Origin of the sequence: Paraherbaspirillum soli (assembly GCF_042654985.1) — a bacterium.
GTDB classification, from domain to species: Bacteria; Pseudomonadota; Gammaproteobacteria; order Burkholderiales; family Burkholderiaceae_D; genus Paraherbaspirillum; species Paraherbaspirillum soli.
In genome coordinates, this window is the sequence record NZ_JBHSMT010000014.1 from 145,101 (window position 1) to 168,023 (window position 22,923).

Below are 22,923 nucleotides of genomic sequence, written 5' to 3' on the forward strand. Positions count from 1 at the left end.
TGTTGTTCCTTTTGTCGTTGATAACTAAGGGTTGAGTTTGCCGCAAAGAAATATACCGTTTACGAATGATGGTGTGCTGTTGGCTTGACGACATTGACCACGCTTTCACCAGCGTTGCCGGAGCCCGCCGGATTCTGAGCGGGCGCCTGACTGGCAGGCGGCATCGCCGCCGCCGGCCCCTGCCATTCGTAGGCGACGCTGCCGGCAGGCGCCCGGTACCAGCCGGGGTCGCGGTAATCGTTGCGCGCCAGACCGGCCCGCACCTTGACCATGCTGAACATGCCACCCATCTCCATCGAGCCATACGGGCCTTGGCCGCCCATCATGGGCAGCGTGTTGTCCGGCAATGCCATTTCCATCTCGCCCATGGAGCCGCCTTTGTCGCCCATCACCATGTAGTCGGGAATCAGCTTGTTGATTTTTCTCAGCACCGAACTTTGATCGACGCCTATCATGGTCGGCACTTCGTGTGCCATCGGGTTCATCGTGTGATGCGACTTGTGGCAGTGCAGCGCCCAGTCGCCGGGTTCGCTGGCGTCGAACTCGATCGCCCGCATCTGGCCGACCGCGATATCGACACTCACTTCCGGCCAGCGCGAGGCGGGCGGGGGCCAGCCGCCGTCGGTGCCGACCACCACAAATTCGTGGCCGTGCATATGGATAGGATGATTGGTCATGCTCAGGTTGCCGACCCGGATCCGGCCCCGGTCATGCTGCCGCACCACCAGCGGGTCGATGCCGGGGAAGGCGCGGCTGTTGAAGGTCCACAGGTTGAAGTCGGTCATCTCGTTGACACGCGGCGTGGCGCTGCCGGGTTCGATCGCATAGGCATTCAACAAGAACACGAAGTCGCGCTCGACCCGCATCGCCGCCGGGTCCTTAGGATGGATGATCCAGAAACCCATCATGCCCATCGCCATTTGCACCATTTCATCCGCATGCGGGTGGTACATGAAGGTGCCGGCGCGACGGGCCACGAATTCATAGACGAAGGTCTTGCCCGGCTTGATCCCCGGCTGGGTCAGGCCGGTGACGCCGTCCATGCCAATGCACCGAGGTTTGCTCCGGCAATTTGTTGGTGACGAAAATCCGTACCCGGTCGCCTTCCACCACTTCTATCGTCGGTCCCGGGCTCTGGCCGTTATAGCCCCACAGATTGGCTTTCATGCCGGGCGCGATTTCACGCAGCACCGGTTCGGCCACCAGGTGGAATTCCTTGACCCCCTGGTTCATGCGCCACGGCAGGCTCCAGCCGTTCAAGGTGACTACCGGCTGATACGGGCGGCCGGTGGGCGGCATCAATGGCGGCTGGGTGCCGGTGCTGGCCTGGCTCACCGCCTCCGGCAGCGAGGCGGCGCCGACCCGGCTGACGGCGCTGCTGGCCACCGCCAGTGCCGAGCCTTGTAAAAAAGCGCGTCGTGATAAATGACTCAAACCTTAAGAATACTTACTAACAGTTAAATCTCGTAACTGATTGTTTTTAAACAACTTATAGTAAGTAACAGTTTTCGCGCTTTATGAAGGCAACAATTCAGCTATTTTGGTCACGCTGGATAACGTCCTCAAACTGAGCCTAAATTAAATATGCTGACATGAGTGTATGAAATTGCGCTTCCTTGAGCGCCTATTTGATACGACGTGACTACCCTCGTTTCCCGGCGGGGACTCGACAAGGGGCCGATTGATGAAACGTTGAAATCGTTGCATCTGGAACGGAATATCGTGACGATCGTTGGCGGCATTTTCTAATGCGCTGGCCCTGGCCTCCGATCTGATCGCCAGTGTTCCCGAACGACATACCGGCAACCTGCGTGCAGGAATGCATAGTTTCCCGCTTCCGGTTCCTGTGCCGGAGATTACGGTTTCCTTGCTCTGGCATCCACGGCTGCATGCCGATCCCGCGCATCGCTGGCTGCGCGGGTGCGTACGGGATATTTGCGCGGAACAACGCAGCGATTCTTTTGCGTGAGAAAAAGGGGTGCGGCAGGGAAAGAGCTGAAAAACAGCAGAAATCGACCTGATCCTCTTGATTCCTCTGGAGTTCGCTCACTTCTTTGATGTATATCAATGGCAACACTCAATGCGTGCGTTAGGCTCCGCCATTCATTCATTTCATTCGGTAGAACAATGGCAACGGAACTCTTTAACGATGGTCATCATGTGTGTCTGGTGTTTTCAGATCTGGTAGAGGAGGATGAGGGGGAGGTTGTGCAAACCAACCAGTTCTTTATCGCCGATCACGGTCATGGCGCGCTAATCGATCCCGGCGGGCATATGACCTACAACGAACTGTTTATTGCTCTTAGCCGGTTTTTCCCGCCCAAAGAACTCAAGTATATTCTGGCGTCGCATGCCGATCCCGACATTGTCGCCTCGCTCGGCCGCTGGCTGACCGGTTCGGAATGTCAAGTCGTCATATCAAAACTCTGGTCGCGCTTTATTCCGCACTTTTGCCCCGCCGGCAAGACATCCGGCCGGATCATAGCCATTCCGGATGAGGGATTCCGCATCCCGCTCGGTCATGGCGATGTTCTGGCTTTGCCGGCGCATTTCCTGCACTCGGAAGGCAATTTCCAGTTCTACGACCCGATCAGCAAGATTCTGTTCTCTGGCGACCTCGGCGCATCGATGGTCAGCAATGCCGACGCTGCTGAACCGGTAACGGATTTTTCTGCGCATTTATCGACGATGTCGACATTTCACCGCCGCTACATGAGCGGCAATCGCGCATGTCGTCTATGGGCCGCCATGGTCAGGCAACTCGATATCGAGTGCATCGTGCCGCAGCACGGGCGCATGTTCAAGGGGCGGGAAATGGTTGCCCGCTTCATTGCCTGGGTAGAGCAGCTTAGCTGCGGGATCGATCTGTTGACCGAGCGGCACTACAGTTTGCCAGACAACTGGATGCAGCCGATCGGTAGTTTGTGACGATGGATTCGCGCGACTTTTGATGTAAGTCAAGATATTGGCGAACGCAGAACCATACACTCGATGCTGATCAGGTCATGTTCCAACTCTTGGGGCGGCCAGCAGCAGGGGAGAAATAATGGTGGTATCTGCAAAACCGGCATTACAAGCCGCGTCGGTCGAATTCGATGTCAAACTGATTCGCAAGCTAGACCATGCCGGGCCGCGCTACACGTCCTATCCGACCGCGGATCGGTTTACCGAAGCATTCGGCTATCGCGACTACCTGCAAGCTGTCGCTGGTTTGCGCACGCGGGGCAACAGGAAGCCGTTATCGCTGTACCTGCATATCCCCTTTTGCGACACGGTCTGCTATTACTGCGCGTGCAACAAGATCGTCACCAAAAACCGCGATAAAGCGGCTATCTACCTGAGCTATCTGAAACGGGAAATCGAAATGCAGGGCCAGCTGTTCGTCGGCATGAATCATGTCGAGCAGTTGCACCTCGGCGGCGGGACGCCGACCTATCTATCCGATGCGCAAATGGCCGATCTGATGGCGCAGCTGCGGCGCTGGTTCCAGTTTGCGGCCGACGATGTGGGGGAATACTCGATCGAAATCGATCCGCGCACAGTTTCCGGCGCGCGCGTGCGGCGCCTGCGCGAACAGGGATTCAACCGCATCAGCCTGGGCGTGCAGGACTTCGATCCGGATGTGCAGCAGGCAGTCAACCGGATTCAGCCGGAGGACGAGACGGTCAAAATCATCGATGCGGCGCGCGATGCGCATTTTCGCTCGGTGAGCATCGACCTGATCTATGGCTTGCCAAAACAAAACGTCATCACCATGGCGCAGACGCTGACGAAGGTCATAAAGGCCAGCCCGGACCGCATCGCCATCTATAACTATGCGCACCTGCCGCACCTGTTCAAGCCGCAACGGCGCATTGCGGAGCAGGATCTGCCTGGCAGCGAGGTAAAGCTCGACATGCTGTCTCTGTGCATCGGGCGGCTGACCGACGCGGGGTATGTGTATATTGGCATGGACCACTTTGCCAGGCCGGGCGACGATCTCGCGGTGGCGCAGCGACAGGGGCGCCTGCATCGCAATTTCCAGGGGTATTCGACCCATGCAGAATCGGATCTGGTGTCGTGCGGCGTATCGGCGATCAGCGCGGTAGCCGCGACCTACAGTCAAAACGTCAAGACGCTTGAGGCGTATTACGATCATCTCGACAATAATCAATTGCCGGTTGTGCGCGGCATCAAGTTGAATATGGATGACGCATTACGGCGCGTCATTATCCAGACGCTGATGTGCAATTTTGAACTATCGGTGCCATCGATCGAGCTGGCTTATCCGGTCACATTTGCAGAATACTTTGCGCCTGAGATGGAAAAGTTACAGGCGCTCACCCAGGACGGCTTGCTGACGATCGATGCCGACTGGATCAGCGTGACTCTAAAGGGGCGGCTGCTCATTCGCAATATATGCATGGTATTTGATCGCTATCTGCATGCCACGCCGGATCGGGTGCGTTATTCCAAAACCATTTGACGGACAGCGCACATGACAGGCCCTATCCCCGGCGTCAACCTGTTACCGATTTTTATGGTCGGCCTGCTCGGCAGCGTGCATTGCGTCGGCATGTGCGGCGGCATCGTGAGTGCATTCTCGATGACGCCGGCGGCGCGGAAATTTCCGGTGGCGGTCGTGGTCCGGGCTGGACCGATAGCAGAAGCCGGCACGGTCGATAGCTTGTTACGCGTGATCGAATACAACGCGGGGCGGATCGCCAGCTACGCCACGGCCGGTGCGATAGCCGGCGGCATCGTCGGCGGTGTACGCACGTTGGCGAGCGCGTCCGTTGTGCAGATGATCGGCTATTGGCTCGCCAATCTGATGCTGGCGACGCTGGGGCTATATCTGATGGATGCGTGGCGCGGACTGTCCAGGATAGAGGCAGCCGGTCAAACCCTATGGCGACGGATCCAGCCTTTGACGAAACATCTAATGCCGCTGGACAGTCCGCTAAAGATGCTGGCCTTAGGCGGACTTTGGGGATGGCTGCCATGCGGCATGGTATACAGCGTGCTGCTGACAGCGATGCTGAGCGGTTCCGCTCTGTCAGGGGCGGCCGTGATGCTGATTTTCGGGCTGGGGACCTTGCCGGTTTTATTGATGATGGGCATGCTTGGCGCCTGCCTGAGAAGCTGGCTGCAGCGACGCTCGGTACGTTTCATAAGCGGCTTGGTGGTGCTGGGCTTCGGTGTGCTGGGCCTGATACGTGTAGCTGACGGCATACACTCGAACTGGCTGGACGTGGTATGCGTGACGCCGACGCCAGCGCTATCGACAGGAGCGCATCCGTGAGCGCATCCTCGTCCGCCGGCATGGCTCAGTCGACCTGCTTTCATTGCGGTTTGCCGGTGCCTGCCAACACGGGCTGGCTGGTTGCCATCGATGGCGTCATGCGGCCGATGTGTTGTCCTGGGTGCCGGGCGGTTGCGCAAAACATCGTCGATAACGGTTTCGGCGATTATTACAGCACCCGCATGGGTTTCTCTGCCGCGACAGGGCAAGATGATCTGATTCCAGTGGAGCTCCTGCTATACGATAGCGACGGCATCGCAACGTCGGCCGACGTCGATGCGTACAGCTGCGAGGCTGCGTTTTCGGTCGAGAATATCCGTTGCGCGGCTTGCGTCTGGCTGATAGAACGACGACTGGCGCGCATGCCCGGCGTGCAAAAAGCTGATATGAACGCCGCCACCGGACGACTCCGCGTGCGCTGGACGCGAGAGCTCTGCAAACCGAGCGACATTCTGCAGGCGATGCGCGCGATCGGCTATGCCGCTTATCCTTTCGACCCGCTCAGGCATGGCGAGCAGCTGGAGCAGGCGCGCAAAACGCTGTTTCGCCAGTTGTTCATCGCCGGATTGTCCATGATGCAAGTAATGATGTATGCGCTCCCGGCATACCTGGCCAACGACGGCACAATGGACGCCGACATGACGCAGCTGATGCGATGGGCGAGCCTGTTGCTGACTTTGCCTGCGATGGCGTATTCGGCGCAGCCGTTCTTCCGGGGAGCATGGATCAACCTGAAGCAGCGTATGCCAGGTATGGATATACCGGTGGCGCTCGGCATTGCGGCGGCTTTTGCCGCCAGCCTGGCTGCCACCTGGCGTGGCCATGGCGACGTGTATTTCGATTCGGTCACGATGTTCATCTTTCTGTTGCTGGGCAGTCGCTATCTGGAACTGGCGGCGCGGCGCAAGGCGGCTGCGGCACTGGAAAGTCTGCAGCATGCATTGCCGGTGTCGGCATTGCGCATGCCCGGCTATCCCGCTCGTCGCGATATCGAGTTGACCGCGGCTGCCCGCTTGCGCGAGGGCGATGTCATTCTGGTCAAGCCGGGAGCGGCGGTTGCTGCCGACGGCGTTATTCTTGAAGGCGATACCGAGATCGATCTCGCCCTGCTGACAGGAGAGAGCCGGACGCAGCGCAAGTTCGTCGGTGACAGTCTGCCCGGCGGCGCGGGCAATGCGACGCAAGCGATCGTTATGCGCGTCACCCGGGCCGCGGCCGACAGCACCTTGTCGCTCATGGTGAAACTGATTGAGCGCGCAGGGCAGGGCAAGCCGCAACTGGCGCTGTGGGCAGACCTGGTGGCCACATGGTTCGTCGCGATCCTGCTACTGCTCGCAGCGGCGGTTTTTGTCGTATGGCATTACCTCGATCCATCGCGGGCGTGGCCGATTGCGATTGCAGTGCTGGTGGTGTCTTGTCCTTGTGCATTGTCGCTGGCGACGCCCACCGCGCTGGCTGCCGCTACCGAACGTTTGCTACGGCAAGGCGTACTGATTGCGCAGCCGCATGTGTTGGAGACCCTGCATCGCGCCACCCACGTCATCTTTGACAAGACCGGTACGCTCACCGCCGGCAAACCATTGCTACGAAACGCCGAAACCCTGGGGGCGACGCCGCGGGCGCAGTGCCTGCTGGTCGCTGCGGCGCTGGAGACATCCAGCGCGCATCCGTTGGCCGTGCCGATCGTGGCGGCGGCGGAAGATTGCGCTGCGCCGCCGCTGACGGCATGCGAGGTGCAGGAGCTTGCCGGTCAGGGACTGGAAGGCACGGTCGATGGCATACGCTACCGGCTGGGTTGCGCCCCATTCGTCCGGGCATTGACCGGCTGCCCGCTGCCGCAAGAGGCATCGCAAGGATCGCAAGGCGGGACGGTGCTCTACCTTGGCAGCGGCGCCGGCTGGCTGGCACGCTTCGATCTGGCCGACGGTTTGCGCTGCGATGCGCTCCAGACAGTCCGGCAATTCCAGGCGGGAGGAAAAACCGTCATCCTGTTAAGCGGCGATGAGCAAACGGTCGCGCAGCGGGTTGCCGACGAATTGGGTATCGGCACTGCGCTTGGTCAATACCTGCCTGATCAGAAGCTCGCATTCGTGCAAGGTCTGCAACGTGACGGCGCCATTGTCGCCATGGTGGGAGACGGCATCAATGACGCGGCGGTATTGCGCGCAGCCGACGTGTCGTTTGCCATGGGCAGCGGCGCAGCTCTGGCGCAGATGCATGCGGATTGCGTGCTGCTGTCCGGCCGTCTGTCGTCGCTATGCGAGGTCGCCGTAACGGCAGCGCGGACAATCGCCATTATTCGCCAGAATCTGGCGTGGGCGACGCTGTATAACCTGCTGGCCATACCAGCGGCAGCAATCGGCCTGCTCAATCCGTGGCTATCGGGAATCGGCATGTCGCTCAGTTCGGCGCTGGTGGTCGTCAATGCATTGCGTCTGCGGCGCATGCCTCATGCACAAGCAAACGCCGACGTGTCGCCGGTTGTATGCAGCAATGTCAACAAGACGCTGCAAAGCGGGTAGGGCAGATCGATATGGAAGCGCTCTTTCTACTCATTCCGCTTAGCGTCGGCATCGTATTCATTGCAGTCTGGGTGTTTTTCAGGATGTCCGACAGCGGGCAATTCGACGATATGGTCGGCCCGGCATTACGGATCTTGCTTGACGATGACCGCATCGATACGACAGAAGAAATCCGTCCAGATTGATAACCCAATAAATGCCTTCGGCATTTTTACTCACAGGAAGCCACCAAAAGCCATGTCCACTCACTGCATCCAGGAACGACTGAACAACATGTCGATCGCTCTGCTTCGTAAAGACTATAGCCACGCCAGTTTGTCCGAACTGGACACAGCACCCGATCCGTTTGTGCAATTTGCCAGATGGTTCGACGAGGCATTGCAATCGCAACTGCCCGAGCCGAACGCGATGAGCGTCGCCACCGTGGGTGCAAACGGCCGTCCATCTTCCCGCATCCTTTTGATCAAGGAGTTCGACCGTCGCGGATTCACCTGGTATACCAACTATGAAAGCCGCAAGGGCGAGGAACTGCATTGCCATCCGTATGCTGCCCTCTTGTTTCATTGGGTAGAGCTGGAGCGCCAGGTACGCATCGAGGGACGGGTCGAACGCGTTTGCGCCGCAGAAAGCGACGCTTATTTTCAGAGCAGACCGCTAAATAACCGCCTTGGCGCAATCACATCCCGGCAAAGCCGCCCTGTGTCGAGCCGTCAGATACTGGAGACGAACTTCGTCGCAGCCGCACGGAAATACGGCGAACGGCCGCCGCGTCCCGAGTATTGGGGCGGCTATCGCCTGATCCCGGATTGCATGGAGTTCTGGCAAGGCCGCAGCTCGCGCATGCACGACCGCATTCGATATACGCCGGAGCCGGATGGCCAGTGGCAACGCCAACGCTTGCAACCGTAAGCGTAAGAATCTGTGTTGATGTCGGTTAATTTGATTCACATCAAGGTTTTTAAGTGCTCAGGCTTTTATTCTCTCCATGTCATCGTCGTAATTCGGGGAGAGCATTTGTGGACACAGAGTTGAACTACAACTACAAGATCGTCAGGCAGTTTACGATCGCGACCGTAGTGTGGGGAGTGGTGGGCATGCTGGTTGGCGTCTTCATCGCCGCGCAGCTGGCATGGCCGGAACTCAATTTCGATATACCGTGGCTGACCTACGGGCGTCTGCGGCCCTTGCATACCAACGCCGTCATCTTTGCATTCGGCATATGCGGTCTGTTCGCAACTTCTTATTACGTCGTGCAGCGCACCTGCCAGGTACGGCTGTTTTCGGACAAGCTGGCTGCTTTTACCTTCTGGGGCTGGCAAGCGGTGCTGGTCGCGGCGGCGATCACGCTGCCAATGGGACTGACGCGCGGGAAAGAATACGCCGAACTGGAATGGCCGATCACGATTCTGATTGCCATGGTCTGGATCGTGTATGCGGTGGTTTTCTTCGGCACTTTGGTCAGGCGCAAGGTCCAGCATATCTACGTAGCGAACTGGTTTTTCGGCGGCTACATCATCGCCGTCGCGCTGCTACATATTGTCAATGGCGCCAGCATGCCGGCGTTGCCATGGAAATCGTATTCGGCCTACTCCGGCGTGCAGGATGCCATGATCCAGTGGTGGTATGGGCACAACGCGGTCGGTTTCATCCTGACCGCCGGTTATCTGGGCATGGTGTATTACTTCATCCCGAAACAGGCAGAGCGTCCGATCTATTCCTACCGCTTATCGATCGTTCATTTCTGGGCGCTGATCTTCACTTACATGTGGGCCGGGCCGCACCATCTGCATTACACAGCGTTGCCGGACTGGACGCAGTCGATCGGCATGGTGTTCTCGCTGATCCTGCTGGCGCCATCCTGGGGCGGCATGATCAACGGGGTCATGACCCTGTCGGGCGCATGGCACAAGCTGCGTTCCGACCCGATTCTGAAATTCCTGATCGTGTCCCTGTCGTTCTACGGCATGGCAACCTTCGAAGGGTCGATGATGTCGATCAAGACCATCAATTCTTTGTCGCATTACACGGACTGGGGCATCGCTCACGTCCATTCCGGCGCGCTGGGCTGGGTCGGTTTCATTACGATAGGCTCGCTCTATTACTTGATTCCCCGTCTGGCGGGCAAAAAAGAGATGTGGAGCATACATCTGATCGATACCCATTTCTGGGTTGCGACGATCGGCGTCGTGCTGTACATCGCTTCGATGTGGATCGCCGGGGTGATGCAGGGCCTGATGTGGCGTGCGGTCAATGCCGACGGCACGCTGACATATACCTTCGCCGAAGGCGTCAAAGCGACGTATCCCTACTATGTGATCCGCTTCAGCGGCGGCTTGCTGTATCTGAGCGGGATGCTGGTGATGGCATACAACACCTTCATGACGATGCGCGATAGCGTTCCGGCAGACGGGCGAATCCCGACGTTAAGGACCGTGCCTGCCGCGCCGGCCGCAGTGGCCGCACGCAGCTGATTGCCGCGCCTGACCTGATTTGAGTTTGGAGTATTGACATGAAATTTTCACATGAATGGATAGAAAAATATCCGTGGCTCCTGATTTCACTGGTGCTGCTGGTAGTCAGCGTCGGCGGCTTAGTCGAAATCGTGCCGCTGTTTTTCCAGAAATCGACCACCGAGCCGATTGCCGGATTGAAGCCTTATTCACCGTTGCGGCTGGCGGGTCGGGATATCTACGTGCGTGAAGGCTGCTACAACTGCCATTCGCAAATGATCCGTCCGTTCCGCGCCGAAACCGAGCGCTACGGACATTATTCGGTTGCAGGCGAATTCGTCTACGACCGGCCTTTCCAATGGGGTTCCAAGCGCACCGGTCCGGACCTGGCCCGTGTCGGCGGCCGCTACAGCGACGAATGGCACCGCGCGCATCTGAACAATCCGCGCGATCTGGTGCCGGAGTCGAACATGCCGGGCTACCCATGGCTGGCCGCCACCAAATTGAATCCGGACGAGATCGTGCCAAAAATGCGCGCACTGCAGCGGCTCTCCGTTCCTTATTCAGAGGATGACATCGCACAGGCGTCCGCAGCCCTGGCGGACAAGACCGAGCAAGACGCGCTGATTGCGTATTTGCAAGGACTGGGTATCTTGATCAAGGCACGGAATTAACCATGGCAATCGCACATTTGTTAACTGACGCTTCCGCCATCATGACCGTCGTCAGTTTTATCACGTTCATCGGCATTCTCTGGTGGGCATTCAGCAGTCGGCGCAATGCCGATTTCGATATCGCCGCGCAGTTGCCGTTTGTCGATGACACCAGTGGCGCCGATGACGCCGGCTTGCCGAATCCGGAGAAGCATCATGGCTGATTTCACCAACAGTTTCTGGAACATCTATATCGCGGTATTGACGCTGCTCGGCATTGTCGGGTGCGGCCTGTTGCTATGGTCGCAATCGACTGTAAAGGGGCCGGTTGAGCCGGGTTGCCAGACCGGCACCACGGGTCATGTGTGGGATGACGATCTGACAGAGCTGAATACGCCGATGCCGCGCTGGTGGATGTGTATGTTTTACATCTCCATTGTGTTTGGTCTGGCTTACCTGCTGCTGTACCCGGGGTTGGGCGCCTATGCCGGCAAGCTGGGCTGGAAATCGAGCAGCGTCTACCAGCAAGAGTTGCGCAAAGCCGATAGCGATTACGGTCCGCTGTTCGCCAGATATTTGCAGCAGGATTTGAAGGCGGTCGCAGCCGACCCACAGGCACATGCGATCGGCGAGCGTCTTTTCTTGACCTACTGCGCCCAATGTCACGGTTCGGATGCGCGTGGCAGCAAAGGTTTTCCTAATCTGACCGACAAGGACTGGCTGTATGGCGGCGATCCGGATGTGATCAAGACCACGATCCTGCACGGACGCAACGGCCGGATGCCGTCCATGGCGGCGGCGCTCGGTTCGGACACGGATGTGGAAAACGTCGCGAACTACGTGTTGAGCCTGTCCGGATCGACGCACGATCCGATCAAGGCAATCTTCGGCAAATCCAAGTTCGGGGCATGCATGGGCTGTCATGGTCCCGGCGGTACCGGCAATCAGGCCATCGGTGCGCCGAACCTGAGCGACAAGATCTGGCTGTACGGCGGCGGCGTCGAGACCATCATGGAAACCATCCGTAAAGGCCGCAATAACACCATGCCTGCTTTCCAGGATTTTCTGGGCGAAGCGAAGGTGCATGTGCTTGCCGCATATGTATGGAGTTTGTCGAATGAAAAATCGAGCCTGCCGCAACAATGACATGCATCTTTCCCCGGCTCTGCTGTGAGTTCCATGAATAACGTCGCGCCCAAGGTCTCCACCATCAAGATGTACGCTGCGCGCGCAGAGATTTATCCGCGCGAGGCAAAAGGCCGCTACGCCGGATTGCGCTGGCTATGCGTGTGGCTGACGCAACTGGCGTTCTATGGCTTGCCGTGGCTGTCCTGGAACGGGCGCCAGGCCGTGCTGTTCGATCTGGTTGCACGCAAGTTCTATATTTTCGGCGTCGTATTGTGGCCGCAGGATTTCATCTATCTTGCGGCGCTGTTGATCATCTGTGCCTATTCATTGTTTCTGGTTACCGCAGTAGCTGGGCGGGTCTGGTGCGGATTCGCCTGCCCGCAAACGGTGTATACAGAAATATTCATGTGGATCGAACGCAGGATCGAAGGGCCTCGCGGTGCGCGCATCCGTCTCGACAAGCAGCCCTGGTCGCTTGAAAAACTTGCAAAGAAAACTGCCAAGCATACGGTTTGGGCTAGCGTAGCCTTGTGGACCGGATTTACTTTTGTCGCTTACTTCACGCCGGCGCAAACGTTATTGCATGAATTGACAGACATGACGCCTGGCCCGTGGGAATGGTTCTGGGTCCTGTTCTACGCGTTTGCGACTTATGGCAATGCCGGCTGGATGCGGGAGCAGGTGTGCAAATACATGTGCCCCTATGCGCGCTTCCAGAGTTCGATGTTCGACAAGGGCACGCTGATCATCACCTACGACAATGTGCGCGGTGAGCCGCGCGGCGCGCGCACCAGAAAAGAGGGCGCCGCAACCGCGCCGTCGGGTGCCTGCATCGACTGCTCAATGTGCGTGCAGGTTTGCCCCACCGGCATCGATATCCGCAATGGCTTGCAGTACGAATGTATCGGTTGTGCTGCCTGCGTCGATGCATGCAATTCGGTCATGGCGAAGATCAATGCGCCGCCCGGCCTGATCCGTTATTCAACCGAGCATGCGATGGCCGGCCATTTGTCTGCGGGACAGTTGTGGCAGCGCGTGTTGCGTCCGCCGGTACTGCTCTATATTGGTTTGCTGCTGGTGATCGTGACGGTTTTCCTTGGCGCGCTGATCATGCGCACGCCGCTCAAGCTAGACGTCATGCGCGACCGTGGATCGATGGGGCGGGAGGTCGAAGACGGGATGATCGAAAATGTATATCGGCTGCAGATCATGAATACCGCCGAAATATCGCACCGTTACAAGATTGCCGTATCAGGGATCGAATCGATCGCGCTGGCTACGCCGGACGAGGTCATCCTGGACGGCGCCGCATCGCGCGCGATGCCGGTTCGCGTGCGCATCGATCATGGAAAAGGCAAACCGGGATCGAACCCGATCGTGTTCGAGCTGAAGGCGCTGGACGATGCGCAGTTGCAGGTAAGTGAGAAGGCCGTATTTTTTATACCCAAATAGAGTCAAGGAGAATGCCGTGCATACCGTACCTCCCTTAATCGATCGGATAAACAGTGCGCGACCCTGGTATGCGCAGGTCTGGCCGTGGCTTCTGATGCTGGGGCCCTGTATGGTCATGCTGGCAGCCGTGTATACCGGCTGGCTGGCATTTGCGAAGCCCGATGCGATGGTGGTGGACGACTACTACAAGCAGGGGCAGGCCATCAATCAGGATTTGCACCGCGACCGCATTGCGGCTTCGCTGGGCTTGTCGTTCGATGCCCGCTACGACGCCGCCGCCGAAAAGCTGAATGGCACGCTGCTGGGCTTCGGCAAGCCGATCGGCGGAAAAATCAGCATCCACCTGGCTCATGCCACCCAGCCGGAGAAAGACCTCAAGCTTGCCGCACAGCTCGACCGGCATGGTGAATTCAGCGTCGCCTTGCCGATACTGGAAAGGGCGCGCTGGCAGGTCGTGGTGGAGAGTGAGCAGCGTGACTGGCGTCTTACCGGCGCATGGACATGGCCGCAGCAGCAGACGGTCGACATCCAGGCCGATTTGCCGCCGGCCGACTGAAAGAGGAGGGACCATGTTGCGACTGACGATCAGCATCCTATGGCCGTCTTTCCTGGCGGCGGCCCTCGCGGAAGGCTGCTTTTTTTCGCTGTTCGATCCGCGCGACTGGCTGCGTATCGATGGCCTGCATGAATTGCCGCCGATGGCCTGTTACACCATCGGCTTTTTCTTCTTCTGGACATGTTGCGCGATGGCCAGCATGCTGACGTACCATCTGGCCAAAGCGCCGAATGAGCGCCCGCCGTGCCGAGATTGAAACGTTACGTTGAGCCGCAGTTTTCCGTGCCGGCCGCCAGTGCTTTCAACATTGCCGGATCAAGCAGTTGCACCTCCCGCTTATCGACCTTAAGCCAGCCTTGTTTCTTGAAGCGCGACAGCAACCGGCTGATGCTCTCGATGGTCAGCCCCAGGTAATTGCCGATATCTTCGCGCGACATCCGCAACTGGAAGCTGGTGGGAGAATAGCCGCGCGCTGCATAACGCGCAGACAAATTGACCAGAAAGACCGCAAAACGCTGCTCTGCACGCATGTTTCCGAGCAAGAGCATCACATTCTGCTCGCGCGTGATTTCCTGGCTCATGATGCGGTGGAAATGATGCAGCAGCGCCGGGATGTGGCTGAACAATTCTTCCAATCGCTGAAAAGGGATTTCGCATACCTCGCTATCTTCCAGCGCCATGGCTTCGCAATGATGGCGATCAGCGCTGATGGCATCCATTCCCAGCAACTCGCCAGCCATCTGGAAACCGGTGATCTGCTGCTCCCCGTTTTGATCGAGCTGATAGGTCTTGAAGTGTCCAAAGCGAATGGCATACAGATTCCTGAAAGGATCTTCCATCCGGTACAGGTTTTCGTCGCGCAATACGCGCCGCCGGCGTCCGATAATCTGGTCAAGCCGATTGATGTCCGCATCGTCCAGGCCCATCGGAAGACACAGCTGATGCATGCTGCACCCGGTACAGCTTGCTTTCAGGGCGCTGACGTTGACAACTGACGACGGGATATAGGGAAGCGGTTGATTCATATCATTATTAATTTCTTGTTTTTAGGATGGCATTGAGGAAATCGGCTTAATTTACATTAAAAATCAGGGGCGTACAAAACAGAAACGGCACTTTTTTCATCCAGGCAGAGCCTGTGTTTATATTAAAAAATCCGGCAACTCTTTGATCGAGGTCAAGATATCCCATCTTGCCTTGCCCTAACATCGGACGATGTTTTGTTTCCGTCAAAGGTTTGCCTGATCATGTCCTTACATCTGCCCGACCCGGTGCCGCCATCGGCGCCAATGCCGCATCGCAAAGTGATTCGCTCCTGGTTGTTACCGGTTACGCAACGCAGCACCAGTCGTGCCCTGGCGCTGGTGGCGCTTGACCTGATCCTGTTCGGACTGGCGATATCGGCCACCGTCTGCTTGCAGAACATTGCTGCGAAATTATTGTCCGGCCTGATCGCAGGGTTCATCATCGGCCGGTTGTTTATTCTCGGTCACGATGCCTGCCATCAGAATTTCACGCCGCATCGGCGTCTCAACCGCTGGCTCGGCCGTCTGGTTTTTCTGCCGTCGCTGACGCCATACAGCCTCTGGGATGTCGGCCATAACGTCGTGCATCACGGCTATACCAACCTGAAGGGCGTCGATTTCGTCTGGCAGCCTTACTCCCTGGACGAGTTCCGGGCGCTACCGCGCTGGCGCCAGCGTCTGGAACGCGTTTATCGCAGCGGCTGCGGTTCCTGGCTGTATTACCTGATCGAAATGTGGTGGCTGCGCATGTACTTTCCTAGCCGTCGCCGGATGCCAAGCAGGCGACCGGTATTTTTCTGGGACGGCGTGCTGGTAACGGTGGCCGCCATCAGCTGGAGCGGCGCGTTGAGTGCGGCTGCGATCGTCACGGAGCAATCGGCCTGGCTCACCTTGCTGGCCGGTTTCGTCATGCCGTTGCTGTTCTGGAATGCAATGATCGGCTTCGTCGTCTATGTCCATCACACGCATATCGATGTCGCCTGGCACGATGAAAAAACCGCCTGGGCCGCAGCGCAGCCATTCGTCTCGACCACCGTCCATCTGAGCTTTCGTTATGGTATCGGCTCATTGTTGCATCACATCATGGAGCACACCGCGCACCACGTCGACATGAGTATTCCGCTATATCGATTGCGGCAGGCCCAGCAGATACTCGAAGCCATGCTGCCGCAACGTATCGTAATCCAGCGCTTTTCATGGCGCTGGTACTTCGATACCGCCCGGCGTTGCAAGTTGTATGATTTCCAGCGGCATTGCTGGACCGATTTCAACGGCAGGCCGAGCAGCGAGCCGGCGATGGCGACTTGATATGCCGCGCCATGCGCTAAGCCTGACACGCAGTGAACGCTATGACAAACATAGCGTCTTGAAGTGAAGGGCGCGCGTCGTAGGAGGTGCAAATCTGATCGCATTAATTGTTGGCTATGCGATGCGTCGAGAGCAAAGAATCACAAAACTGGAAACACTCGTTCGATTTTTTGGTTAAACTTTAATTGCCGTGCATCAACATGCTAAAATAATATCACCCTCCCGTACCTTGAGCTTTGCAAACAAGCGCCGGAGGCATGCAGGCGATATCGCAGCAAACCTGAATCGCCTTTCAATCCGTCATCCAAACCGAGAGAGTCCAGCTTGAACCTATCCATGAAACGCTTGCGGCGACTAGGAGCCGCAGGCATGCTCGCGGCCTTGCCGCTGCTGCCCGCATACGCGGCCGATTTCACTACCGTGATGAACAATAATCTTTCCACCACCGGCGAAGGGCAGATCAATTCTTCGTATGGAAAGCAGATCAAGAACCTGATGATCTATCAGGCCGGAGGCTGGGCTGGTTTTCCCGAGGTGGCGATGGCCGCTCGCGGACAGGGTTACGACCCCACTTGGCCGCAAGTAGGCGGGGTTAACAACTATCTGCTGCGCAATCCGGAAATTTTGCTGCGCCAGATGGGACAGATTAAATCCTTGAACGCCAATACCGCGATCGCCGTATTGATCATGCCTCCTGAGGAAGCGGATTTCCCCAGTAAGCCATTGAATCTCAAGAAAAAATTTGGCGCTTGTCTGAACGGTAGCTGGGCAGGGCAGGACAACTGCTCCGGTGGCGACGGATGGAAGAGGTCTGATGAAATGTTCGCCCAGGTGAGATGGGCTGCCTGGATGAAGGGGATTGAGGTCGCGCCGTTTTTCTCCATCAACAATTACGATCACGAGAACGAGCTCGGTCGCGGGCAATACGTACTGCCAAAACTTCAGCGCCTGGTCACATGGGTACGCTCCATGACCGATGCCACCAGCCTGAAAACCGTGGACGGCAAAATCGTCATCATGACTGAAGGGCTGCCCGGCAACACTGGGCTATCCGACCAACAACGCCAGGATCTCTTGAGCTGGATGGGGCAGCAGCTGGATATTCTCTGGCTAGACAATCTGGCGGTTCCGTTTAACAATCCCCAGTCCTTGATGCAATACCCGAACATCTACGTCAGTGGACAAATTGCCCCTCCCCTGGATGTGCCTAACCCCTTGACCAGCGATTACGCCACCGACGGCACATGGTGCCCCACGCCGGACGCGCAAACGTCGCTGAAATCCATGTTCGGCCCCCGTTATCGCTGGAGCTTTACCGACCGCTTTGGCAAAACCAAGGCTGACATGTATAGCTACAACCATAAAGTATGCGAGTCCCTCCGTATGCGCTGGCTGAACATCTCTCCCTATGACTCCACCATGTATCCCGTCATCATCTCGCAATGGAATGAGTATGGAGAATTCCTGTACTTCGAGCCCAGTCAATTCGATGGAAATGCGGAGTTCAACTATCTAAGCTGGCGCCTTTCCCAGCAGCAGTAGCAGCACTGCCTCGCCGTCCCGCAGAGTTTGGGCGCGGTACGGCGAGGCGTAGGCCGTGTGAGGCGGCATGATCACAAGCCCCGTTGAGGGCCATATGCTTCGCAACTGGAAATATCCGCTGAATATCCGCTGTGATTGTGGCTAACCGCAGCTCGCACAAGATCCACAGACTGCCACACGGTCCAGGCAGCGTATCGGTGATCGATTTCGCAATGGAGAAGGTCATCGCCACTTGGCCGATCTGCTGCCGACTTTCCTTCTGGCGTACCATCTGCGGGCGCGACTGCGGTACCTTGAACAGAATTCGCAGGTGCAGGGTTCGATACTGAGAGATTCCTTTTTAAATTCAAATATTGATCCAGGTATTTCGTCACAAAGCCTACACCGGGATCGTCCTGCAAGTTCAGCGCAGTGTTCGCACCTTCAAAGCCTTTTGCTAAGCTGCACAAGTCATTGTCCCGAACAGGCGGGCGAGCCGCGGACATTTGCGCAGTGCCTGCCGACGACAACGAAAGCAGGCCGTATTTCTCCCTTTTTGTTTCTACATAGAAACAACAATTTCGGGTCGGAGAATTGCTTGCACTCCGCAAAACCAACGGATAGCATTGCGTGCATATACATATTACTTAAATGAATTAGCCGATCAATTGATCGCATTATCTTGCGTTCAAGAGCAATGGCGTCTGTCGCCAAGCGCGGCAGGAAGCCTGGTCCCTTTGATGGCTATGCGGGTTTTGATCTGCAGATGTTTCGTCGGTATTTGATTTGATGGCACGCGCTAATGAAAGCCTGCCATCTCAAAAATATCATTCCGGTACGGTGAACAAGCTAGACGGAGGACGTTTGAAATCATTGCTGCCTGCGACGCTGAGCGTTGCCCTGATCAGTTCGATCGGTTTTTTTGTAATACTTTTCGTCCTTGAACGTATTTATCCGCGGATCCGGTTTTCAGGCAATCGAGGAAAGCGCCTGATCCATAATTTCGGTCTCGGCTTTACCTATAAGCTGCTGTTTGCGCCAATGGTGATCGGGCCGTTATTGTTATTCATTGCGCATGACATGCCGTACAAGTGGCATCGGCCAGAATGGTATGCGGGCTGGTTCGTTATTGCGCTGGACTTCATTCTTCTGGATCTGACACACTTCTTCCAGCATATTCTGGCGCATCGCATACCCTTGCTCTGGCGTTTCCATGCCGTGCACCACATTGACGAGCACCTCGACGTCACCACAGGAATACGGAGTCACTTCGCCGAGAAGTTTCTGGCCCTGGCCACCAAGCTCCCCGCGCTGTACCTGCTGGCAGTGCCGCCTGAAACCCTGGCCGTGTATGAAGTCGTGGTGTTCTGCTTCGGGGTATTTCATCACAGTAATATCGCCCTGCCGGAGCGCCTGGAACTGTGGCTTGGCAAGGTATTTGTCACGCCTCTCTATCACATCATTCACCACGGCCGGACGCCGGACTTCACGGACTCCAATTACGGTGCGATCCTGAGCATCTGGGACGCTCTGATCGGCACGCGCTGTGCCGTTACCCGGAAGCCGCCGGGTTTTTCGAACGGCCTGGACGACCATGGCGACTTTTCTCTGGTCGCGCTGCATGTTCTGCCATTTACGCCAGTCAGCGTTAAACAATGGAGCAACGATTGGCGGGGAAAATGGCAGCGTCGCGGCGGGACGAAGCCGTCCGGCATGGCCGCGCGCGCAAACGGGAGACCCCCCGGATAGAGGCGAGGCTCCTCACGCCGCTATCGTAGCGGTCGATACCGACTTAACGCGTCGCGGTGATCGCTTTGCAGATCTGAATTCGCCGTCACGCAGTTTTCACGACCAATGCACGCTTTCCGCCTGAGCAGACCTGCTGGCCTGCTAGCCGGGGAAGTGCCGGCCACCGCTTTCCCATTACTATTTCGAGGTGAACATGGACGCTTCACAGAATCCTCTCTCGGTCGGCGACTCTATCGTCACGAGCAACGCGGCGTGGACATTTGCCGGCGACACCGCCAAGAATTTCGACGGACATGTGTCGAAGTCGGTGCCGTGCTATGCGGAAGGCCATGAGCTGATAGCGCAGATCAGCGATTTCTTCGTTGGCGGACATTCGGTCTGCTACGAGCTGGGCTGCTCGACTGGAACGCTGACACGCGCGCTTGCCCGGCGCCATGGCGTCAACGTCAAGTGGATTGGGCTCGACATCGAGCCTGACATGATCGAACAAGCGCGGGAGTCCACTGCGTCGGAGGCCCATCCGCTGCCGAACGTCAGCTTCATTACCGACGACATCAATCTTCACCCTTACGAAAAGAGCGACTTCATCGTGGCGTATTACACGCTCCAGTTTGTGCGGCCGCGGCTGCGCCAGGAATTGCTGGCCAGGATCTATGAGAGCCTGAATTGGGGCGGCGCCTTTCTGTTGTTCGAAAAGGTGCGCGCGCCGGACGCGCGTTTCCAGGATATAGCCGTCGGCCTGTACAACGAATACAAGCTCAAGCAAGGATACGACGCCGAGCAAATCCTGCAGAAAACACGCAGCCTGAAGGGCGTTCTCGAACCATTCTCCACCGATGGCAACATGGATTTGCTGAGGCGCGCGGGCTTCGTCGACATTGTGACGGTCTTCAAGCATATCTGTTTCGAAGGTTTTCTATGTATCAAATAACGCAGCATCTGGCGCCGGATTCATTCCATCGCTATTTGCGTGCGGTTGGGATGGAGCGCGACTACACCGTCGTCGCGCATCCCTGTGATTTGTGCGGCGATAGCAGCTTCCGCTCCCTGGTGACGGAGGTCGACATCGGTCGCGGGCAACGCTGGGAGCTGCCAGTCGTCATGTGCAACAGCTGCGGCTTCGTGATGCAGAATCCCCGCTTCGAGTCGCGCTTTTATGAGGACTATTACAGGAAATACTATCGTGTGAACCTGTTCGGCGCGACCGAGCCGGAACGCGCCTTTGTGCTGGATCAGATGCGGCGCGGCGATCTGCTGTATCGCGCGATAGAACAGTTCTTGCCGGACACCGGGGCGTTGCTCGATGTCGGTTGTTCCGCAGGCGGGATGATGGTGCCGTTTCACAAGCGCGGCTGGCAGACGCATGGCACGGATCCCGATTTCGGTTACGCCGATTACGGCCGTCGTCAGTTGAAGCTGGCGATCGACGTCGTGTCCGCCGAAGAGATGGTCTTGCCCGACGAGCAGTTTGATCTGATTGTCATTACCGGTTCGCTCGAACACGTGTACGACGTCAACCGTACGCTCGAGATCTGCCGCCGCGCCAGCCGGTCGAACGGTCTTTTATTCATCGAAGGGCGCGCGCTTGAGAGCGGAGCGGCGAGCGGTGTCTTCAGTCATACCCACCGGCGCTACCTGACCTTGCACAGCATACGGCTTCTCATGCGCAAGCATGGCTGGACGCCGATGCTGGCGACGTCCGATCCCCTGTGCGGACCGACTCGCCCGGGTGGCGTCTACGTGCTGGGGCGCGTCGATGCGCCTCTGACACCGTCGGCGCTGCTGGCTGATGCGCGTCGCGGCGCACGCGACGAACAGGCCCGGGTCAGCGCGCTCGTTGCGCCTGAAGTCGTGTCTGCAAGCGGGGGGCAGCCGTGACTCAGGACATGGCGCCAGGCATCGCATGCGGATGCAGCCGCATGCGCGACGACCTGGCTATCGAAGCAATCGACGATGCGGCGCGCCAGGCCCGTTACCTTATCCATGATCCGTGTTCGGATGCATCGTTCGTCCTGGGTAAGCGCGAACTGACCGTCGCGAGAATGTTTGACGGCACGCGCTCGATCGAACAGATCGTCACGCAACTGCGCGAGGATCACGCGATCCTGGCAGCGGTTGCAAAAATCCAGCAGTTTGAAGAGCGCATGCTCAAGCTCGGCATCCTGATCGACCCGGTGCGGCCGGCGCTTAACGCCCGTTCGCCCTCGGCGGGAATCACCTACGGCCCCTTCAAACGCTTTCTCATGCTGACGCTGCTGCGCTTCGATCCGCGCCAGCCCATCGAAGCCATCGCGCGCCACCTGCCATGGCTCATGTCGAAGAGCGGTGTCGCCGTATTCAGCGCCGTCATCCTCGGCGCACTGATGCTGCTGGTCCAGCGCTGGGGAGTTTTTACGCATGACCTGGCGACGGTATACACGAACGACCTCGGCTGGATTCCCCTGCATTACGCCGTGGTGGTCGGTTCGATCGTCGTGCACGAGTTCGGCCATGCAATCGCCTGCCGTGCGTACCGGGTGCGCGTGACGGAAATCGGCGTGGCCGTCTACGTCCTGATCCTGACCGGCTGGGCATGGCCTGTGCAGCGCGACTGGAGCAAATTGCACAAAGGCGCCAGAGTCATGACCATTCTCGGCGGACCATTTGGCAGCCTGCTGTTCGCTGCCGTAGCGGTACTGGTCTGGTCGTTGGCCAAGCCGGGCAGCGCCCTGTGGTACCTGGCCGTGGTCGCCGCAGCAAGTCCGACGGTCGCGCTGATTCCAACGCTTTTGCCGATCTTTAATGGCGACACCTATCTCGCGCTGACGGAATTGCTGGACATGCCGCGCATCCGTCAGCGTGCTTTCCAGGCACTGTTCAGTGCAGTGCGCGGAAACCGTCCCGCTTTGACGCGGGGCGAAATGCTGACCTATGCGGCACTGATACTGAGCACGCTGGCCGGATGGGCGATCGCATGGCTGGTTCTGATCCGCATGCTTATTTCCATTATTTCCACTATTTCCCATTATTGATTATTCCGGAGGATACGATGACTGAAGCGACGAAAGCCAACGAACAAGTGACGTCCAACATGAACAACCAAGCCAGGGCCGAGGCCGACAAGCCCGTTGCCGTACCGTCCGCGCCCGCCGATGCCAGTCAGCCGGTGGTGTCAGGCTCGTCCGGGGAGGCCGGGCAGAGCGAGGATTTCGAAGACTTCTCTCTGGACGACATCGAGGTTATCGAAAGCAAGGTATTTGCGTAACCTTACCCCGCAGCCCGGCCGGTGCGAGCGCAGC

Annotated in this window: 22 protein-coding genes and 2 pseudogenes; 21 read left to right on the plus strand and 3 right to left on the minus strand. The window is 57.8% G+C overall.

The annotated features are described in order from the left end of the window. Positions 1-59: 59 nt before the first annotated feature. Together ACFPM8_RS10970 and ACFPM8_RS10975 are read right to left on the minus strand one after the other, a co-directional pair. Complete coding sequence (locus tag ACFPM8_RS10970; RefSeq protein WP_378997710.1) at positions 60-953, minus strand: multicopper oxidase domain-containing protein; 894 nt, start codon at positions 951-953, stop codon at positions 60-62. Further along, positions 936-1,299, minus strand: a pseudogene (locus ACFPM8_RS10975) (multicopper oxidase domain-containing protein); the annotation flags it as partial. The gene ACFPM8_RS10970 and the pseudogene ACFPM8_RS10975, both read right to left, overlap by 18 nt. Positions 1,300-1,647: 348 nt before the next feature. On the opposite strand from ACFPM8_RS10975, the pseudogene ACFPM8_RS10980 reads away from it, so the two are divergent. From ACFPM8_RS10980 to ACFPM8_RS11045, 14 genes and pseudogenes are all read left to right on the plus strand, one after another. Further along, positions 1,648-1,969, plus strand: a pseudogene (locus ACFPM8_RS10980) (type 2 periplasmic-binding domain-containing protein); the annotation flags it as partial. A 158-nt stretch (positions 1,970-2,127) separates the two neighbouring features. Beyond that, positions 2,128-2,928 carry an oxygen-binding di-iron domain-containing protein gene (locus ACFPM8_RS10985; protein WP_378997584.1) on the plus strand — a complete coding sequence of 267 codons (801 nt, stop codon included), beginning with the start codon at positions 2,128-2,130 and terminating at the stop codon, positions 2,926-2,928. Between the two features lie 118 nt (positions 2,929-3,046). Beyond that, on the plus strand, positions 3,047-4,465 hold the full coding sequence (gene hemN, locus ACFPM8_RS10990) for an oxygen-independent coproporphyrinogen III oxidase (protein WP_378997585.1): 1,419 nt from the start codon (positions 3,047-3,049) through the stop codon (positions 4,463-4,465). 12 nt (positions 4,466-4,477) lie between these two features. Next, the gene (locus ACFPM8_RS10995; RefSeq protein ID WP_378997586.1) at positions 4,478-5,281 is read left to right on the plus strand and encodes a sulfite exporter TauE/SafE family protein; all 804 of its coding nucleotides are present in this window, start codon (positions 4,478-4,480) and stop codon (positions 5,279-5,281) included. Between the two features lie 20 nt (positions 5,282-5,301). Continuing rightward, entirely contained in the window at positions 5,302-7,803 is a 2,502-nt protein-coding gene (locus ACFPM8_RS11000) for a heavy metal translocating P-type ATPase (protein WP_378997711.1), read from the plus strand. A gap of 11 nt (positions 7,804-7,814) precedes the next feature. Then, on the plus strand, positions 7,815-7,988 hold the full coding sequence (gene ccoS, locus ACFPM8_RS11005; protein ID WP_378997587.1) for a cbb3-type cytochrome oxidase assembly protein CcoS: 174 nt from the start codon (positions 7,815-7,817) through the stop codon (positions 7,986-7,988). A gap of 88 nt (positions 7,989-8,076) precedes the next feature. Further along, positions 8,077-8,712, plus strand: a complete 636-nt coding sequence (gene pdxH, locus ACFPM8_RS11010; RefSeq protein WP_378997712.1) for a pyridoxamine 5'-phosphate oxidase — start codon at positions 8,077-8,079, stop codon at positions 8,710-8,712. A 107-nt stretch (positions 8,713-8,819) separates the two neighbouring features. Next, a complete protein-coding gene (ccoN, locus tag ACFPM8_RS11015; protein WP_378997588.1) occupies positions 8,820-10,274 on the plus strand; it encodes a cytochrome-c oxidase, cbb3-type subunit I in 1,455 nt (484 codons plus the stop codon). A 38-nt stretch (positions 10,275-10,312) separates the two neighbouring features. Beyond that, positions 10,313-10,927: a cytochrome-c oxidase, cbb3-type subunit II gene (ccoO, locus tag ACFPM8_RS11020; protein ID WP_378997589.1), complete on the plus strand. Its 615-nt coding sequence runs from the start codon at positions 10,313-10,315 to the stop codon at positions 10,925-10,927. Between the two features lie 2 nt (positions 10,928-10,929). After that, the gene (locus ACFPM8_RS11025) at positions 10,930-11,130 is read left to right on the plus strand and encodes a cbb3-type cytochrome oxidase subunit 3 (protein WP_378997590.1); all 201 of its coding nucleotides are present in this window, start codon (positions 10,930-10,932) and stop codon (positions 11,128-11,130) included. Continuing rightward, complete coding sequence (gene ccoP / locus ACFPM8_RS11030) at positions 11,123-12,052, plus strand: cytochrome-c oxidase, cbb3-type subunit III (RefSeq protein WP_378997591.1); 930 nt, start codon at positions 11,123-11,125, stop codon at positions 12,050-12,052. The genes ACFPM8_RS11025 and ccoP overlap by 8 nt, the downstream gene beginning before the upstream one ends. A gap of 33 nt (positions 12,053-12,085) precedes the next feature. Beyond that, positions 12,086-13,486 carry a cytochrome c oxidase accessory protein CcoG gene (gene ccoG / locus ACFPM8_RS11035; protein WP_378997592.1) on the plus strand — a complete coding sequence of 467 codons (1,401 nt, stop codon included), beginning with the start codon at positions 12,086-12,088 and terminating at the stop codon, positions 13,484-13,486. Positions 13,487-13,502: 16 nt separating this feature from the next. Continuing rightward, entirely contained in the window at positions 13,503-14,042 is a 540-nt protein-coding gene (locus ACFPM8_RS11040) for a FixH family protein (RefSeq protein WP_378997593.1), read from the plus strand. Between the two features lie 13 nt (positions 14,043-14,055). After that, entirely contained in the window at positions 14,056-14,298 is a 243-nt protein-coding gene (locus ACFPM8_RS11045; protein WP_378997594.1) for a hypothetical protein, read from the plus strand. Positions 14,299-14,302: 4 nt separating this feature from the next. Here ACFPM8_RS11045 and fnr read toward each other — a convergent pair whose 3' ends face one another. Then, positions 14,303-15,067, minus strand: coding sequence for a fumarate/nitrate reduction transcriptional regulator Fnr (gene fnr, locus ACFPM8_RS11050; RefSeq protein ID WP_378997595.1), 765 nt, complete (start codon positions 15,065-15,067; stop codon positions 14,303-14,305). Between the two features lie 222 nt (positions 15,068-15,289). On the opposite strand from fnr, the gene ACFPM8_RS11055 reads away from it, so the two are divergent. The 7 genes from ACFPM8_RS11055 to ACFPM8_RS11085 all read left to right on the plus strand — a co-directional run bounded on the left by ACFPM8_RS11055 (position 15,290) and on the right by ACFPM8_RS11085 (position 22,889). Further along, complete coding sequence (locus ACFPM8_RS11055) at positions 15,290-16,375, plus strand: fatty acid desaturase (protein WP_378997596.1); 1,086 nt, start codon at positions 15,290-15,292, stop codon at positions 16,373-16,375. A gap of 369 nt (positions 16,376-16,744) precedes the next feature. Further along, positions 16,745-17,917 (plus strand): hypothetical protein, encoded by a 1,173-nt coding sequence (locus ACFPM8_RS11060; protein ID WP_378997597.1) that lies wholly within the window; start codon positions 16,745-16,747, stop codon positions 17,915-17,917. Positions 17,918-18,685: 768 nt separating this feature from the next. After that, positions 18,686-19,645: a sterol desaturase family protein gene (locus tag ACFPM8_RS11065; protein WP_378997598.1), complete on the plus strand. Its 960-nt coding sequence runs from the start codon at positions 18,686-18,688 to the stop codon at positions 19,643-19,645. A 193-nt stretch (positions 19,646-19,838) separates the two neighbouring features. Beyond that, entirely contained in the window at positions 19,839-20,576 is a 738-nt protein-coding gene (locus ACFPM8_RS11070) for a methyltransferase domain-containing protein (RefSeq protein ID WP_378997599.1), read from the plus strand. Further along, positions 20,564-21,523, plus strand: a complete 960-nt coding sequence (locus tag ACFPM8_RS11075; RefSeq protein ID WP_378997600.1) for a class I SAM-dependent methyltransferase — start codon at positions 20,564-20,566, stop codon at positions 21,521-21,523. Before ACFPM8_RS11070 ends, ACFPM8_RS11075 begins: the two co-directional genes overlap by 13 nt. A 41-nt stretch (positions 21,524-21,564) precedes the next feature. Then, positions 21,565-22,656: a M50 family metallopeptidase gene (locus ACFPM8_RS11080; protein ID WP_378997601.1), complete on the plus strand. Its 1,092-nt coding sequence runs from the start codon at positions 21,565-21,567 to the stop codon at positions 22,654-22,656. Between the two features lie 17 nt (positions 22,657-22,673). Next, the gene (locus tag ACFPM8_RS11085; protein WP_378997602.1) at positions 22,674-22,889 is read left to right on the plus strand and encodes a TglA family RiPP precursor; all 216 of its coding nucleotides are present in this window, start codon (positions 22,674-22,676) and stop codon (positions 22,887-22,889) included. The last annotated feature ends 34 nt before the right edge of the window (positions 22,890-22,923 follow it).